The sequence below is a fragment of the Atribacter laminatus genome, assembly GCF_015775515.1.
Classification (GTDB): Bacteria; Atribacterota; Atribacteria; order Atribacterales; family Atribacteraceae; genus Atribacter; species Atribacter laminatus.
The window spans coordinates 1,175,875-1,192,498 of sequence record NZ_CP065383.1 but is presented as its reverse complement, the minus strand read 5'-3'; the positions used below and the strand labels follow the sequence as shown (position 1 = coordinate 1,192,498).

The 16,624-nt window shown below is 41.5% G+C and carries 10 protein-coding genes; 8 read left to right on the top strand and 2 right to left on the bottom strand.

Annotation, left to right across the window (positions count from 1 at the left end):
* Positions 1–64: 64 nt before the first annotated feature.
* The 3 genes from RT761_RS05545 to RT761_RS05535 all read left to right on the top strand — a co-directional run bounded on the left by RT761_RS05545 (position 65) and on the right by RT761_RS05535 (position 5,316).
* Positions 65–1,231 carry an IS481 family transposase gene (locus RT761_RS05545; protein ID WP_218110800.1) on the top strand — a complete coding sequence of 389 codons (1,167 nt, stop codon included), beginning with the start codon at positions 65–67 and terminating at the stop codon, positions 1,229–1,231.
* A gap of 487 nt (positions 1,232–1,718) precedes the next feature.
* Positions 1,719–2,843, top strand: coding sequence for a uroporphyrinogen decarboxylase family protein (locus tag RT761_RS05540; protein WP_218113076.1), 1,125 nt, complete (start codon positions 1,719–1,721; stop codon positions 2,841–2,843).
* Between the two features lie 748 nt (positions 2,844–3,591).
* Positions 3,592–5,316, top strand: a complete 1,725-nt coding sequence (locus RT761_RS05535; protein ID WP_218113075.1) for an S-layer homology domain-containing protein — start codon at positions 3,592–3,594, stop codon at positions 5,314–5,316.
* Between the two features lie 70 nt (positions 5,317–5,386).
* Here the strand turns inward: RT761_RS05535 and RT761_RS05530 are convergent, their stop codons facing one another.
* Positions 5,387–6,529, bottom strand: coding sequence for a glycerate kinase family protein (locus RT761_RS05530; protein ID WP_218113074.1), 1,143 nt, complete (start codon positions 6,527–6,529; stop codon positions 5,387–5,389).
* 830 nt (positions 6,530–7,359) lie between these two features.
* On the opposite strand from RT761_RS05530, the gene RT761_RS05525 reads away from it, so the two are divergent.
* The 4 genes from RT761_RS05525 to RT761_RS05510 all read left to right on the top strand — a co-directional run bounded on the left by RT761_RS05525 (position 7,360) and on the right by RT761_RS05510 (position 14,276).
* Positions 7,360–8,832 carry an IS1182 family transposase gene (locus RT761_RS05525; RefSeq protein ID WP_218113073.1) on the top strand — a complete coding sequence of 491 codons (1,473 nt, stop codon included), beginning with the start codon at positions 7,360–7,362 and terminating at the stop codon, positions 8,830–8,832.
* Positions 8,833–9,374: 542 nt separating this feature from the next.
* A complete protein-coding gene (locus tag RT761_RS05520) occupies positions 9,375–11,213 on the top strand; it encodes a DUF2207 domain-containing protein (RefSeq protein WP_218113072.1) in 1,839 nt (612 codons plus the stop codon).
* 182 nt (positions 11,214–11,395) lie between these two features.
* Entirely contained in the window at positions 11,396–11,911 is a 516-nt protein-coding gene (locus RT761_RS05515) for a hypothetical protein (protein ID WP_218113071.1), read from the top strand.
* Between the two features lie 1,015 nt (positions 11,912–12,926).
* Positions 12,927–14,276, top strand: coding sequence for an alpha/beta hydrolase family protein (locus tag RT761_RS05510; protein ID WP_218113070.1), 1,350 nt, complete (start codon positions 12,927–12,929; stop codon positions 14,274–14,276).
* A 199-nt stretch (positions 14,277–14,475) separates the two neighbouring features.
* Here the strand turns inward: RT761_RS05510 and RT761_RS05505 are convergent, their stop codons facing one another.
* Positions 14,476–14,757, bottom strand: coding sequence for an ankyrin repeat domain-containing protein (locus tag RT761_RS05505; protein ID WP_218113069.1), 282 nt, complete (start codon positions 14,755–14,757; stop codon positions 14,476–14,478).
* A gap of 1,057 nt (positions 14,758–15,814) precedes the next feature.
* Here RT761_RS05505 and RT761_RS05500 point away from each other — a divergent pair.
* Positions 15,815–16,597, top strand: a complete 783-nt coding sequence (locus tag RT761_RS05500; RefSeq protein WP_218113068.1) for a CPBP family glutamic-type intramembrane protease — start codon at positions 15,815–15,817, stop codon at positions 16,595–16,597.
* Positions 16,598–16,624: the final 27 nt, after the last annotated feature.

Below are 16,624 nucleotides of genomic sequence, written 5' to 3'. Positions count from 1 at the left end.
TAACAGAAAGTTCCTGACACATAGGTAACACTTTGTATACTACTGGCATAAGGAGGAATGCCTTATGCCATGGACGGAGGTACACAAAGTGGATCTCAGACAAGAATTGATTTATCGTTATCTCAACAAGGAAAAGGTGACAGATTTGTGTCGAGAATATGGAATCTCTCGAAAAACCGCCTATAAGTTTATTCATCGTTTTCAAGCCTTTGGTTTGGATGGACTTAAAGATCAATCCCGACGTCCTCATCACCTGGCGGGTCAAACTGATGCCCTGACCGAGCAAATGATTCTGGATACCAAATTCAAGCATCCCAGTTGGGGAGCTAAAAAGCTCAAGCCCGCCTTGGAAAGACAGTATCCCGATATTGTCTTTCCAGCAATCAGTACCATCAGTGCCATCTTATCTCGCCATGGACTGGTGAGATCACACCCTCGTCGATTGAGAAGAAGTGTGCCAACCAGTCAACTTCGAACCAGCCATGAACCCAATGAGATCTGGTGTGTCGACTTTAAAGGACAATTTCGAACCCAAGATCGGAAATACTGTTATCCTTTAACCATCACCGATCACTATAGCCGGTATCTCCTTGCCTGTGAAGCTCTTTCCTCTCCCAGCATTCAAGAATCCCTTCCGGTCTTCAAAGAGTGCTTTTCCACATATGGTCTTCCCCAGGTGATCCGCAGTGATAACGGGAGTCCCTTTGCTTCTCTTCACTCTCCCTTTGGACTCACTCAACTCTCGGTGTGGTTAGTGAAACTCGGCATCATCTTAGAGCGCATTGATCCGGGACATCCAGAACAAAATAGCCGTCATGAACGGATGCACCGCACCTTAAAAGAAGAGGCCTGTCAAAAACCAGCCACCAATCTTTTCACCCAACAAGACCGCTTTGAAACCTTTAAAACCATCTATAACACCGTACGACCCCATGAAGCAATCAACCAAGAAACCCCAGCTTCCTGGTACCACAAAAGTGACCGGCCCTATCCAAAAACCTTAAGTGATTGTGAATATCCTCATCATACGCTCACTCGTAAAGTCGATTCCTCAGGACGGATTTCTCTTTATGGCAACCGTCTGATCAGAATCAGTAAAGTCTTTGCTGGTGAACTTCTCGGATTCAAAGACTATACTCATTCCTGGTTAGTTAGTTTCTCTACCTATGATATTGGTATAATTGATAAAAAGACCCTTACTTTTGAATCAACGGAGATTCAAGATGATTAAAAAGTGTTACCTATGTCCTTAGACTAAAGTGTAACCTATGTCCCCGTTCGTACAAGGGGGATGAAGGGGGGATTTGAATTTTTTCCTGCTCCGTCATTGCGAGTAGCGTCCTATGCGACGTGGCAATCTCATTCCGAAGAACAGTGAGTTGCGAGCAGTGAATCGTGAGTCGAATAAAAAAATAAAAATTGATGAACTTTGGAAGTAAGAAACCCATAAAAAGGCTTCCTCCTTTAGAAAAGGGTGAAAAAATTTAAAAAGATGAGATCCTCACGGCTTCAAAAAACGAAGCCTCAGGATGACGGATTAAAGACACCCTCCCCACCGCGAAAGCGGCACCCCTCCAAGGAGGGGAATTGATGAATTATTCCCCCATTGATGGGGGATTTAAGGGGGGTGTGCCTTCATCTTTTATGCTTAATCATTTTTCTCTTATTCCGGTATTTTCGGAATAGTAAGTTAAATATTTATTTCAGGAGGGATGAATATGAACTCAAAAGAAAGAGTAATGCGTTCCCTTAATAAAGAAGTTCCCGATCGTATCCCTATGGATTTAGGAACGACCAATTGCACCACCTTAACCAGAAAAGCCTATGAAAACTTAAAAAAGCTTTTGGGGATTGAAAAAGAAACTCGTTTTATGATGGAAAATTTTCAAGTGGTTTTTGTCGATGAAGAAGTGCTGCAGATTTTAAATATTGATACTCGTGGTATTCATCCTCATCCGATTTTTCAAAAAGAAATGATTGATGATAACACCTACCGAAATGAGTTTGGAATAACCTTTCGCATGCCTCAAGAAGGCCTTTATTATGACATGATTGATCACCCTTTGGCGGGAAAAAGTTTGGAAGAACTCAAAGAATATTCTTGGCCAAATCCAGAAAAAAGTATGGATCTAAAAGGGTTAAGAGAAAAAGCCAAAAAATTGCACGATAAAGGAGAATTTTGCCTGGTTGGTGACATGATTGATTCTGGTATTTTCGAGCCATGTTGGTATTTACGAGGTTTTGAAAACTATCTTATGGATTTAGTAATAGACCCTGACTTTGCTACTGCCCAATTGGAAGGAATGTATCATTATCAACTACAAAGGTACTCTCTTTTCTTGCAGGAAGTTGGCGAGTATCTCGATATCATTTTTGTCGGAGATGATTTAGCGACCGCCGAAAATGTCATTATGAATCCCCAAACCTACCGTAATTTAATTAAACCTTACCATAAAGAATATTTTAAAAACCTTAAAAAATTAGCTCCAAACGCCAAGCTTCTTTATCATTCCTGCGGGAGTATTTTTAACTTTATTCCTGATTTGATTGAAATTGGTGTTGATATTCTCAATCCAATTCAGGTTTCTGCCCAAGGTATGGATACAAAAGTACTGAAGGATAAGTTTGGGAAAGAACTCTCGTTCTGGGGGGCAATTGATACCACTCAGGTTATGCCCAATGGATCAATCGAAGACGTAAAAAGAGAGGTTCACAAAAGAATACAGGAACTTGGACCTGATGGTTATATTCTCGCTGCTGTCCATGACATTCAGCCGGATGTTCCACCAGAAAACATTGTCACTATGTATGATGAAGCGAAAAATATTACAATCAGTAAATAAAATCCTTTTTGAAGAATGGATCATCTTTTTTAATTATTATCCTGAAAATACAGGTATGTTTTTTATAGATATCTTAATGAGTGCAACCAACTGGGATCTCATTCTGGGCTTTCACCCTCATCCTTCCCTTCTCCCATCAAGGGAGAAGGAACTTTTAGTCGTCATTGCGAGACCTCGTTTTTTGAGGTCGTGGCAATCTCATGATTCATCTTTTATTATGTGTTGAATTGTAGTATTGAAAAGATGAGATTCTCACGTTATCATGGAGAAGACACCGGACTCATTAGAGTGACATATTTGGTGGCAGAGATTGCCACGTCGCATAGGATGCTCCTCGCAATCAGACTGTGTCATAATTATTCTATAAATTTTTTACCACCACTTATGTTAATATTTTACAGGAATATTGGGAATAGATAACCCAAAAACTGAAGATAAATAGAATGTATCCTCCACTTTCAAGCTATTCTTGGTGTATGAAAGGGATTGTGACACAGCCTGAATGACGGAGGAGTGAAAAACCATATCTCTTACCCCTTTAAATAAGACGATCTCGTCCCAAACTCCAAAGGGCAATGAAAGGAGGTGCAACGAATTGGTAGGCCCAGGAGAGGAGACGAAGAGAGTAGCTGAAAGCCTGAAAAACAAGAGGGATCGAAAGAGGAAACATGGAGACTCTTGAATGACCCCTCCTTGGAAGGGCAGACAGCTCAATACAATCTAAGATAACTACCAAGGAGGCAATATCATGAAGAAACTGCTCATTGCATTTGTACTCGTTTTGGCTTTAGCTATTCCAGCTTTGGCCAATCCCTTTGTCGATGTGCCCTTGAATCACTGGGCATATGATGCCGTCCAAGTTCTAGCAGCCAAAGGCTGTGTCATCGGATATCCCGATGGGACCTTTGGTGGGAATCGGGCTCTGACCCGGTATGAATTTGCTCAAGCTGTGGCTCGTTGCTTGGCCTATATGGAACAGTATGTTGACGAAGCTGGTTTGGCCACTCAAGAAGACATTGCCATGCTCGAGAAACTGATCCAGGAATTCGCTGATGAATTGAAGAACCTCGGGGTCACCGTTGAAGACCTCAAAAGAGCTCTGGGTGAAAACAGCCAGGCCATCAAAGCCTTGGAAGACCGAGTTGCTCTTCTGGAAAAATACGCTGAACCAGTGAAAGTGACTGGTGATTTCACTGCCACCTTTACAGGTTACTATCCCACCCCCACCGACCCTGATAATACCTGGGAAGATGAAACCAATCTCTACATCGCCGCCACCATCAATGACTACACCACTGCTGGAATCACCTTAACTGCAGCTAATTCACTCGGCTATGGTGATGCTCCAAACGTCACGGCCAATAATTTCTGGTTGATCTACCAGAAAGACGAGTGGTTCATTCAAGCGGGTGAAATTCGTCAGAACATGATTGGTCTCGGTTTGGTGCTCGGTGATTACCAACCGGATGATCCTGATGATGATCGGGATTATGACCTCGATTACGAAGGATTCTATGTCAGCTATACCCCAGAAGATAGCGATGTGTTGTGGAAAGCTTTAGGCGACCTCAACGAGTTCTATGCGGTTCGGGCTGAATGGGAACACGTTGGTGTGATGGCCACCTGGATGCCAGAAGGCACTGAGTTCTATAACGTCGATAGCGATCTGGTGGTCAGTGCTGATGTCTGGACCGACTTTGATGATTCCGATGTCATGCTTTCTGTCGAAGGTGCCTATGCGGCTCTGTCTGGAGCTTATGGTGTGGCTGGAGAAATTGAAATCAAAGCCTCAGATGATGCCACCATCACCGTTGACGGTCACTACGTTGTCGATGGGTTCACTCCGGCTGATTCAGCCGTGACCACCAGCGCCTTTGCTGATGATGAAATGGGCTTTGGTGTCGGTGCCAGCTTCATTCTCTCCGGAGATGAAGAAGGCGACGACAGCTGGACCTTGGATCTGTCCTACGACTGGGCAGCAGCTATTACTACTGGCGACATGGTCACCAATGCTGTAGAAGGAACTGTGACCTATGTGCCCTTTGAAGCGGCCAAGGGTGAAACCGGAATCATTCACGGTTTGTATGACTTGATGGATAGTAGCTTCAAGGTCTATGGTGCTTACTTGAATTACCCACTCGATCTTGATAGTGAAAACAATGAAGCCTACTTCAGCGTGAGAGGTCAATACGATTCAGCCAATGCTGAAATCACCGCAGTGGGTGCTTTGGCGTATGAATGGATCGAAGAAAAGACCACCCTCACTGTTGAAGGTCGTTACGACAGCGTCACTCCTGCTGATGTCCAACCCTGGAGCGCAATGGCTGAAGTAGCCTGGGAAATGGCTGACAAAACCAATCTGACCTTGTCTTACGAAATCGGGACCTGGGAAGATGAATATGACGATAATTGGACCGGGAATATTGTTGATAATCTTGGGACGTTCACTGCCGAAATCTCAGTCAGCTTCTAAACCAGTATTATATTCATTAAAAAAGCCCTGGAAGAATCGTCCAGGGCTTTTTTAATCTCTTAAGCATTCACTAACTAAAATTGTGAAAGATCAGTTTGGCAATATTATAGGAAGTATTCTCCACTAAGTATTCAGCTTTCAAAAATGCTTCATCTTCGTTTATTGGACCATTTACGATGGAAAATAAAGCCAATACTTTATCTCCATAAATCGAATACGCTTCCTCTTCTACCTTCCCGGCTAAAAGTATTAGTGGTTTATTGTGCTTTTGACATAACTCATAAATACCGCTAATTAACTTTCCATAGAGAGTTTGACGATCAATTTTTCCCTCTCCACTAATGATGAGGTCACTGGTTGCGATCTCTTCTTCAAAATTTAGTAATTCCATAATAAGCTGAATACCAGAGGTAATTTGCGCATTAAAAAATCCACAAAAACCAGCTCCAATCCCTCCTGCTGCTCCAGAACCTGGAATAGAATCAACTTCTTTGCCGGTTTTTTCTCGAATCACTTTTGAAAAATGCATCAAACCCTTATCAAGAAAAAAAACATCTTCTTCATTTGCTCCCTTTTGGGGAGCATAAACACTCGCCGCACCTTCTGGCCCAAAAAGGGAATTTTTGACATCGCTGGCAATGAGAATTTCCACTTCATTCATCGCTTTTTCAGCACCTTCAGTGTCTATTGTTTGAACCTTAAGCAAATTTTCTCCCATACCAGGCAATAATTTTTGATTCTCATCATAAAACTTCACTCCTAAAGCAGCTAAAGCGCCCATTCCTCCATCATTGGTAGCGCTCCCACCAATGGCTAAAATCACTTTTTTACAACCATTTTTCACCGCATTGTTTACCAATTCTCCAACTCCAAAGGTGGTCGTGTATCGAGGATTTCTTTTTTGTATTGGAACCAAAGTTAAACCGGCTGCTTGAGCCATTTCGATTATCGCGGTTTTTTGATCATCGAGAATGAGGTATTGAGCGTTCACTTTTTCCCATAACGGACCGGTTATTTCAGTTTTTACCAATCTTCCTCCCAAACCGTAATAGAGCGCTTCAATAGTCCCTTCTCCACCATCGGCTACTGGTTTTTCCACAATTTCAACTTTATGAGTACAGCGCAAAAATCCTCTTTTTATTGCATTGCAAACTTTATGACTTGATAAGCTTCCTTTAAACGAATCGGGACAGAGAAGAATTTTCAATTCCAATATACCCCCTTATAAGATAGATCCTCACACGGTATAGTACCGCTTTTGTTGACATATCGCTATATTTCCTTCTCCCTTGATGGGAGAAGGTGAGGATGAGGGTGAAAAGCCAGGATTCGACATGCCATGGCATGTCGCTACGTTAAAAGGGTATGATACATTGTACTCCAACATTTTATATTCTTTGGTAGGGGCTTGATTTATCATGCCCGTAAGTTATCAGAATAGACCCTCATGCCACTTTCACGGCAACAGATGAGGATGAGATTTCTCATCCAGAAATCAATCTCCCCCTTTAGCAAAGGGGGTTAGGGGGGATTTGATAAAACTGAAAAAAATCGAATCCCTCTTAATCTCCCTTTATCCAAAGGGAGAGGAATAAAAAAGATTAAAGTCAAGAGATTGCCACGTCACTTCGTTCCTCGCAATGACGAGTCAGAGTTCCTTCTCCCTTGATGGGAGAAGGTCAGGATGAGGGTGAAAAGCCTCTCTAAATCCGTCATTGCGAAAAGGTCAACCGGTTTTTGGTTGAACGACGTGGCAATCTCATTCACTCAATCAGTCATTCTAAGGAGCGTATTGTGCGACGTGAGAATCTCATCCACCCGCTCCGTCATTGCGAGGAGGTTAACCGTCTTTTGGTTAGACGACGTGGCAATCTCATCCACCCGCTCCGTCATTCAGACTGTGTCACAATTATCGGTTTTTTTGAACAAAAATAATAACTAAAAACTCAATAAAATCCTTATTCTACAAGGCATTTAGCCCATAATATGGTACAATAAAAGGGTAAGATAAAAGTATGAGAGTCAAGAAAGGATACCCCGATCATGGCATATCGATATGCGAATAGAAACCAACTCCAACTCTTCCCGTCGAGTATCGAAGACTACATTCCTCTCGATGATCCGGTCAGAGCCTATGATGCCTTTGTCGAAGCACTCGATCTTGAAAAGTTGGGATTGAACCTGGATCCCCACCAAGCCGGGAACCCCCAATACCACCCCAAGGTGATGTTGAAACTTGTGGTCTATGGCTATGCCTATGGGATCCGGAGTTCCCGAAAATTGGAACGAGCGAACCATCATAACCTCTCCTTTATCTGGCTGACCTCAGGGCTCACACCCGACCATAAGACCATTGCTGAATTCAGAAGAAAAAACCGCTCTCAGTTAGCTGACATCTTAAAACAGTGTGCGAAGATGTGTATCCAGCTCAATCTGATCGAAGGCAACACTCTCTTTGTTGATGGCAGCAAATTCAAAGCCAATGCCTCCATCAAAAAGAGCTGGGATAAGAAAAAGATTCAAAAAGTCCTCAACAACATCGATCAACGCATCGCCACTATCCTCAACCAGTGTGAGACGGTCGATGAGGCTGAAAAGGGGTGTGGCTCTTTGGTCAAAATGGATCAGGAATTACAAGACCAAGACGTCTTAAAGACCAAAGTCCAGGGTATCTTAAAAGAACTGGAAACCAAAAAGCAAACATCCCTGAACACCACTGATCCGGACTGTACCCGGATCAATAGTCTTGCTGGAACTCATGCCGGCTACAGCGTCCAAAGCGTCGTCGATGAAAAGCATGGTCTGATTCTCTCCGCTGATGTCGTCAGTGAGAATAACGACCTCAATCAGTTCAGCCAACAGATCAACCAAGCCAATGCACTCTTAGAGCATAAGTGCCAGGTCGCCTGTGCTGATTCCGGTTATGCCTCGACCACGGAATTAGCGAAAATTGACCAGCAAGGGATCAAAGTCGTCGTTCCCTCCCAAAGACAGGCCTCAGAAAAAATACCGTCTCCTTTTGCCAAAGACCAGTTTAGCTATGATAAGATCCATGATTGCTATATCTGCCCCGAAGGACACACACTCACCTTTTCTCATCTTAATAAGAATAAAAAAAACGGTCATAAACACTATCTGATCTCAGCCAAGAAAATCTGTTTAGCTTGTCCCCATTATGGGGTTTGTACTTCCTCTCAACACGGGAGGAAAGTCATCCGACTGGCGAATGAAGAACTCAGAGAAAAGTTCGAGGCCCAGTATAAAGAGCCTGAGTCCCAAGCAATTTACCGAAAAAGAAAAGCCAAAGTCGAGCTTCCCTTTGGACATATCAAACGTAACTTAGGTGTGAATGCCTTCCTCTTAAGAGGCCTGCCAGGAGTCAAAGCCGAAGCGTCACTCTTTGGGACCTGTTTTAACCTGGTTCGGATGATCACCCTCCTCGGGGTAACCACCTTAGTGAGTCTCTTGAAAGAGATAGGAGGGAAATATCCCACCTCTTTAGGGGGTATCGGATAAAAACCAACCAGAATTAGCTAAGATCGAGTCTAATACCAGCCGAGATCTATTCTTAGCTTAACTTTTATCTGAAATTTTTTGAATCTACGAAAGATTACGGCTAGATAGTGACAGATGTGACACAGCCTGATTGCGAGGAGCGTAGCGACGTGGCAATCTCATCTGTTAAAATATTTTTAAGTAAACGATAAAAAGATGAGATCCTCACGGCTTCGGAAAACGAAGCCTCAGGATGACGTCGGCGGCGTCAGATGAGATCCTCACGCCCTCGAAACACGAAACCTCAGGATCAAACCATCTTTTGAACGTTCCGACATTTTTAGTATAGAAAATTAATTTTCAGTTGTATATAAGCAAAGTTTTCATTACAATATATGCACATAAAACCATTATCCATGAATTAAAAGCACTTTCTATAAAGAATTACTTTTTAAAGAAAAATTATGTAAAAAATTGAAGTTTATAAAATTAAACAACCAATTGTCTTAACTATTTATAATCTGAGTTTTTAGAATGAAATCCTCGAAAGCGAGGTTAGAATAGTGCACACCAGCGCAAGCAAAAAATGGGGCATAGCAAAATGGATTATTGGTTTTATAGTTTTGATTGTATTATTCATTATTGTCCAAACTATCGGCGGAAATCCCTACTTCAAATGGTTCTTTAACTCTCTTTACTCAATTCCTTCTGCAACCATTCACCACCAGATGTTACCCGATGGGAGCTTTGAAATTCATGAAATTATCGATTACCAAATGAGAAAACCCTTTCGAGGCCTCTATCGTGAAATCCCTCCTTCGCGATATGTCGAAATCGATAATATCCAACTCTGGACCGAAGGAATCGAAGCCCAATCAGTGGAGTTTCTTCGTAAACAATCAAACGGATTTGAAGCTCGGGTATGGTTAGTTCCCGTAGGAAGTTATGAAAGGCTGGATCCCAAACAATCCCCCCTCATTCGTCTTCATGTTACTTACCGAGCACGAGGTATTTTTGAAAATGGTCCGCAAATAGCACAAATTTTCCGACAATATTGGGGACAATGGGATGCGCCGGTTGGAAAAATTACCGGTATTTTTGATTTTCCTGATTCGGTCCACATCAACACCATCTATCAACACCCTTCGGTAAAAATGATTCAAAGTGGAAATCGATATACCTTTATGACTCCTCATTTTCCACCGGAATCCTTTGCCGAGGTCCGATTCCTCACTGATCCCGCTTCCGATCTCCCCTATGCCGCTGATAATCCAACCTTAACCATTGAAGAAGTAAAACCAATCGAAAATGTTTACACTAAAACAGTTCGTTCCGCTTGGTTACCCTGGCTAGCCCTTCTCATCATTTTTGGTTTTTTGTTCTTTCTAATTTTTTGGTTTATGGGAAAAGAGCATGCCATTCCTTACCAGGGGATATATGAGCGGGAACTCCCCAGCAATGACCCACCCGATTTCATCAACGCTATGGTAAAAAATTTAGCTGGCAAGGTTGACAAAGATGGAATAGCATCAGCTATGATGAACCTTTACCATAAAGACTATATTGATTTTAAAGAAATACAAAATGGTCAAGGGATTCAAATCAAAAAAAATGAACCCGGTAGCGATCTTTCCCATTCTGAGGGATTGCTCCTAAAGCTTTTAGCCCGCTTTGCTACTGATAACGTTTTCGATTTTCAAGATATGCAAAAACGCCTTTCAAAATCGACTACTGAAGCAGGAAATTTTAACCAGTCATTATCAGGATATGAAAATGCCGTTCATGATGCAATCGCCCAACGGCGATACTTCAGCACTACTGGAAATGTCTTGGCAAAGTTTATTGCAGTCATAATGATGCTTTTTTCCTTGGCTGTAGTAGGTATCTCTGCACAAGGAATAACCTCATTTTTATTACCCCGAATGACCATACTCTCCGCAATAATGTGGTTCTTCGGTGGAGCTATTTTAATGATCCGAAAAGATTTTTTTGGTCGTTGGACGAAAGAAGGAAGAGAATACTATCAAAAATGGGTGAATTTCAGTCGTTTTCTTTCTGACTTTTCTTTGCTCTCCGAATACCCTCCTGAATCAATAATTGTATGGGAAAAGTATCTTGTCTATGGAACTGCCTTAGGCGTCGCAGAAAAGGTCATTAGCACTTTACAAAAGTTTATCCCTCGAGAAATCTGGGAAGCGCAAAGCCAACATGGCCAGTTTTATAATCCTTCACCTTTTCTCTTTGGCAGTCAGCTATATTTGCTCCGAAATACTGCTTCAGCTACCATCGTCCAAGCTCAAGCCCGCTCTAAGGGTTCTTCCGGATGGGGCGGAGGAGGTTTTTCTGGTGGCGGAGGTGGCATAGGAGGAGGATCAGGTGGAGGTCGAGGTGGAGCTTTTTAGCCTATTAAACCAGATCCTGGGAAAGGAGGATAAATTAATTTTTGTTTTTAAGACTTATAATAGGTTAAGGCTTATCAATTCCTAAAAATTGATCATCAACCTGAGCGTTTTTCATCATTGTTTTTTCTTGTTTAGCAGAAAACATTGTTTAGAGCTATGCTCAAAAAAAGGAGGAATACAAATTGAAAAGGCTGTTCTTGCTAACAGTTGTTGCGGTATTTTTAGTTAGTATTGCTTTCATTTCTGTCGCTTGGGCTGAAGAGGACTGGCAAACCATTACTGCTCATGGTATCAGTTTTTCCCTCCCACCGGATTGGCAACAATTAGAAGAAAACCTTGGCTTTAGCGAAAAAGAATCGGCTTGGTACAGCGGAGACGTAAGCAAGCCTGATCAATTTTTGATTTTAGCTCGAGGAGAAAACGTCGCAACCTTCCTTCAAATGTTCATTGAAACCGAAACCGAAGATAGCGAAATAGTAGAAGACATATCAAAATCAATAGGTGATGCAGAATTTAGAATGGTCACCATGGAAAACTCCCAGGATGATGAAACAATAATTTTCGCGGCCGCTGATAAAGTCTTCAACAATGGGGATGGCATATTTATGAATATTACTATTTTTGGCAGCACATCCGAGGAGTTCCAGCCAATTCTTGAAAAAATCTTGGATTCATTTTCTTTCAATGTCGAAGAATAATAAAATAATCTAACTGAATGAGCCAGTATCCCGTGTCTTCTTGCATGAGGCACGGGATTTTTTCTTCCTCCCTTCTTCTCCATCCGAATATACCATTATAGAAATTCCCCCATTGAGGGGGGTGTGCCTTTTTAATCCATCATTCTGAGGCTTCGTATTCAGAAGCCGTGAGGATCTCACCTGACGCCACTGGTGTCATCCTGAGCGGTGCTTTCCCGCGTGAGGATCTCATCAACCCAATCCGTCATTGCGAGACCTCGTTTTTTGAGGTCGTGGCAATCTCTCGAGCTCAATCTTTTTTATTCCTCTCCCTTTGGACAAAGGGAGAAGGTTCGGGATTCGATTGGTTTTCAAAAAACTCAAATCCCCCTAACCCCCTTTACTAAAGGGGGAAGCTTTTTTTTGGGGTTTCTCGCCATCAAAGTTCATCAATTCTTAATTTTTTTATTCGATTCAGGATTCATGATTTTGAGGATGAGATTGCCACGTCGTTCAACCAAAAAACGGTTGACCTCCTCGCAATGACGGATTTAGAGAGGATTTTCATCCTCATCTGGTGCCACAACTTGGCATGAAGGTCTAACCTGAAAACCCCCGGGCATGATAAATCAAGCCCCTACCAAAGAATATAAAATTATAGGGGCACAATGTATTGTGCCCATTCTTTAATTAATGTAGCGACATGCCATGGCATGTCGAATTTTTGTTTTCAACCTCATCTGCTGCCACAACTTGGCATGAAGGTCTAACCTGAAAATATCAATATTGGTGAAAAAAGAATAAACAAAAAAAGACAAGGCACACCCCCCTTAAATCCCCCCTCAATGGGGGAATGAATTCAACAATTCCCCTCCTTGGAGGGGTGCCGTTTACGGCGGGGAGGGTGCCTTTCATCACTCATCCTAAGCCGTCTTCCCTATCCTTCTGCAGAAAAACTAATAAATTTGAACTTCAAACCGATAATAAATATAATGAAAAAATTAAAATACGTCTTTCCCAATCGAGGTGACACACCATGCATTTGCTGAGTTTATCGAATCACTTTATCTTCGGATTTCTCATTTTTTGTTTAATCTTAATAGCTTCTTCTGTAGTATATGCAGATAATGATTCAACACCAAATGTTAATCAGACTACCCAGATCAATTTAGCCAGAAGCTCGATGAAAATCAAAGGTTTTTCCGATCCAGAAATGGATTTTCAATTGATGCGATCCATTGGTACTGATTGGTATGGAGGTGGAATTTTAGGGGAAATACTTTTAGCGGCCTCAGAAATAACCGATGGTGATCCCAGTAATTGGCCAAAAAGTTTTGCTCAATTAGGAATGCAAGTAGAAAAAGATGGCCGTGAGCGTTTAGCCAAAGGTCACGTGGTAAGTGCCCGGGACGCTTTAATGAGAGCCAGTAATTATTATCGAGCAGCTGAATATTATGCCGACCCTCGACTTCCTGAGCGTCAAGAATTTGGCTTAAAAGCCCATACCTGTTTTATCGATGGAATAAATTTGTTTGATTGGAGAGTGGATGTACTCCAAATCCCTTATCAGGATAGCTTTCTCCCTGGTTATTTCCTTTCTCCAGACAAAGATACCAACCAAATTGCTCGAAAAACCATTCTAATTATGAGCGGATATGACGGTACCTCGGAGGAAATATTTTTTGGCGCTGGACGGGCTGCCTTAGAAAGAGGATACAATATACTGCTTTTCGACGGACCCGGTCAAGTTGGTGCTCTTCGTTTTCATCCTCATATGTCTTTTATTCCAGATTATAGTCAGCCAATAACTGCAGTTGTCGATTTTGCTTTGAAAAGAAAAGATGTTGATCCTAATCAGCTTGCTTTATATGGAATTAGCTTAGGAGGCTATTTTGCTGCCAGTGGAGCAATAACTGAGAAACGCATCAAAGCCTTAATCCTCAATTCACCGATAGTTGACATTCATGAGTACTTGATAGCCGGTGGACTTTCTCAATTAGAAAATATACCAGAAGACCTCCGACTTGAAGACTTTGATTACATACCAGATGAAGAAATGAGCCCGAAATATAAAATCAGTTTGTGGAATATGTGTACTCGTTTTGGCCAATCATCGATTTTTTCTTTACTGGAACATCTAAAAGAATTTAATATTACTGGATTAGTCAACAAAATTACCATACCAACCCTGGCTATGGTAGGTGAAGGTGAAGGTAAAATCCCGCTGAAACAAGCTCAGTATTGCGTAGATCATGTTGCCGGTCCTGCTACTCTCCATGTCTTCGATATACAGAGCGGAGCTGATAGTCACTGCCAGATGAACAATAGTCCTCTCTCGAACGCTGTCCTTTATGACTGGCTGGATGAAATATTTGACGAGCAATAAATAATTATAACGATTGATCCCATAAAAATTCCAGCATTTTTTTGCCAAACTCAGGGAAGGTGATTTTTAAAGCAAGTCGCCTTCCCTAAAAATCTTTAACTGGAATGAATCACAAAACTCATATATTCGATTATGAGATGATTGAAAACAGCCTCCTTGCATTATTTATACAATTTCAAACAATCAAGTTAATGATTGTCTATCCACTCGCTTCTTCCAATTGTTTATAAACACTGGTTCCCAATAGGAAATCATTTTTTTTGGCATAATCAATTGCTTTTTTACCAAAATCATCTACCAGCTTAGCGTCGGCTCCGGCTTCAAGAAGAATTTTAACGACTTCCGGATTTTGATTATACCAGGCAGCATACATAAGAGGCGTCCAGCCGTTTTCATCCTTAGTATTCACATCAATTCCTTCCCGAATCTTCGATAGAATTTCTTCTAAATGACCGGTTTTACACATTTCAAAAAAATCCATCTTTCCTCCCTCCTTTTAAAAAATATCAATTATTCACAAAGTCCGATCATAAATAGTCAGAGGTTTTAATTAAGCCATATTGCCAAATATGCACGGATCCGATCGGAATTATACTTGGAAGTTTAGTTGCCGAGGTGTTTATCCAATAAATAATTTTCGGGTTTTTCAAAATATTGAGAGTATATTACTTATATATTTAAAAACAAATTTAAAATACTTCTTATTCCTTTTTTTTCAAATAACTCATTTTATCTATCCTGAAAATACCGTGAACCGTGAAGCGTGAACTGTGAGCAGTTTAAAAATCCACCCTCATCCTCACCTTCTCCCATCAAGGGAGAAGGAACTCTAACTCGTCATTGCGAGGAACGAAGCGACGTGGCAATCTCTTGACTTTAATCTTTTTTATTCCTATCTCTTTAAATAAAGGGAGAAGGAATGATATAATTTTTTTCCCTCGCCCCTTCGTGGGAGAGGGTCAGGGTGAGGGGGATACCTATTTTCATCCTCATATGGTGCTGCTAAGCAGCATGAGGGTCTATCCTGAGAACCCACGGGCATGATAAATCAAACCCCCACAAAAGAATTAAAAAATGGAGGAGCACAATGTATTGTGCCCGTTCTTCGTTTAATGTAGCGACATGCCATGGCATGTCGAATCTTGGGCTTTTCACCCTCATCCTCACCTTCTCCCATCAAAGGAGAAGGAACCAAAATCTTGCGCCCCCTCGCTCCCTCCCTCCTCGGTGTCTTTCGCCAATATTCCCTCGCCCGTTCGTGGGAGAGGGTCAGGGTGAGGGGGCATCATTTCCTTCCTCATCTGGTGTCGCAAAAGCAGCATGAAGGCCTACCTTAACTTTACAACCTAAAAAAACCTTCTTGATTATTAATTATTTTGTACTATTATTGAATTGAAATTGTAACCTTAAAAGCTTAGAATCGTTTAAATACAGACTTACCAAGACTAAATGAGGGGATCAACCTTCATAAATTTTTTACTATAACGGTGAATCTTATCGTTCATCGCCATTATTAAAATTGTTTAGGAGAGCTCAATATGGCTTTAAAAATAAAAAATTTTAATTGGAAATTATTTTTTCTCCTTTGGTTCATGGTGGCAACAAGCATCGTATGCGTCTTACCCTATACCTTAACCATCCAGTCAGAACAAATCAAACTTCTCAATGTTCCGGCAACCATGGGACAAATCATAGCTATGCAGCTTCTAACCAATGGTCTGCTATTTGGTTTGGTTATTGGAATTGGTTTACTTATCGCCAATAAAATTGGTTTAGGATTACCCTTTTTAGATGCAATCACCCGTGGAGAAAAAATAACTAAACCCTTTAAGCCAATTGCCTGGTTTTCGATCTTGATCGGCATTGTTTTTGGTTTCATTATTATAGGTTTAGATACCTGGATTTTTAATCTGAAAAAAGTCGGTTTAGTGCTTCCAGAAACCGTTCATCCACCGGCGTGGCAGGGATTTCTTGCTTCCTTTTATGGAGGAATTGCTGAAGAAGTGTTACTTCGCTTATTCTTGCTGTCGTTGTTGGTATGGATAGGCAATTTAATGACGAAAAATAAAGACCTGCAACCCAATATTCGTGTCCTTTGGATTGCCAATATCATTACCGCTGTTATCTTTGGTTTAGGTCATCTTCCGGCAACGAAAGGGATGGGTCTTCCTCTCAATTCCTTTGTTATCACCCGAGCAATTGTCCTGAATGGAGTTGCAGGCTTAGCTTTTGGATGGTTATACTGGACTCGGGGTTTAGAAAGCTCAATGATAGCTCATTTTAGCGCCGATATTGTCCTTCATGTATTATTTGCATTTTAATTTATTTGCTCAATAAAAAAACCAAGA

What these genes read in the sequence shown, in the direction of transcription:
- RT761_RS05505 (WP_218113069.1), bottom strand. Translation starts at nt 14,757, where the DNA reads ATGGATTTTTTTGAAATGTGTAAAACCGGTCATTTAGAAGAAATTCTA.
- RT761_RS05545 (WP_218110800.1), top strand. Translation starts at nt 65, where the DNA reads ATGCCATGGACGGAGGTACACAAAGTGGATCTCAGACAAGAATTGATT.
- RT761_RS05525 (WP_218113073.1), top strand. Translation starts at nt 7,360, where the DNA reads ATGGCATATCGATATGCGAATAGAAACCAACTCCAACTCTTCCCGTCG.
- RT761_RS05510 (WP_218113070.1), top strand. Translation starts at nt 12,927, where the DNA reads ATGCATTTGCTGAGTTTATCGAATCACTTTATCTTCGGATTTCTCATT.
- RT761_RS05500 (WP_218113068.1), top strand. Translation starts at nt 15,815, where the DNA reads ATGGCTTTAAAAATAAAAAATTTTAATTGGAAATTATTTTTTCTCCTT.
- RT761_RS05540 (WP_218113076.1), top strand. Translation starts at nt 1,719, where the DNA reads ATGAACTCAAAAGAAAGAGTAATGCGTTCCCTTAATAAAGAAGTTCCC.
- RT761_RS05535 (WP_218113075.1), top strand. Translation starts at nt 3,592, where the DNA reads ATGAAGAAACTGCTCATTGCATTTGTACTCGTTTTGGCTTTAGCTATT.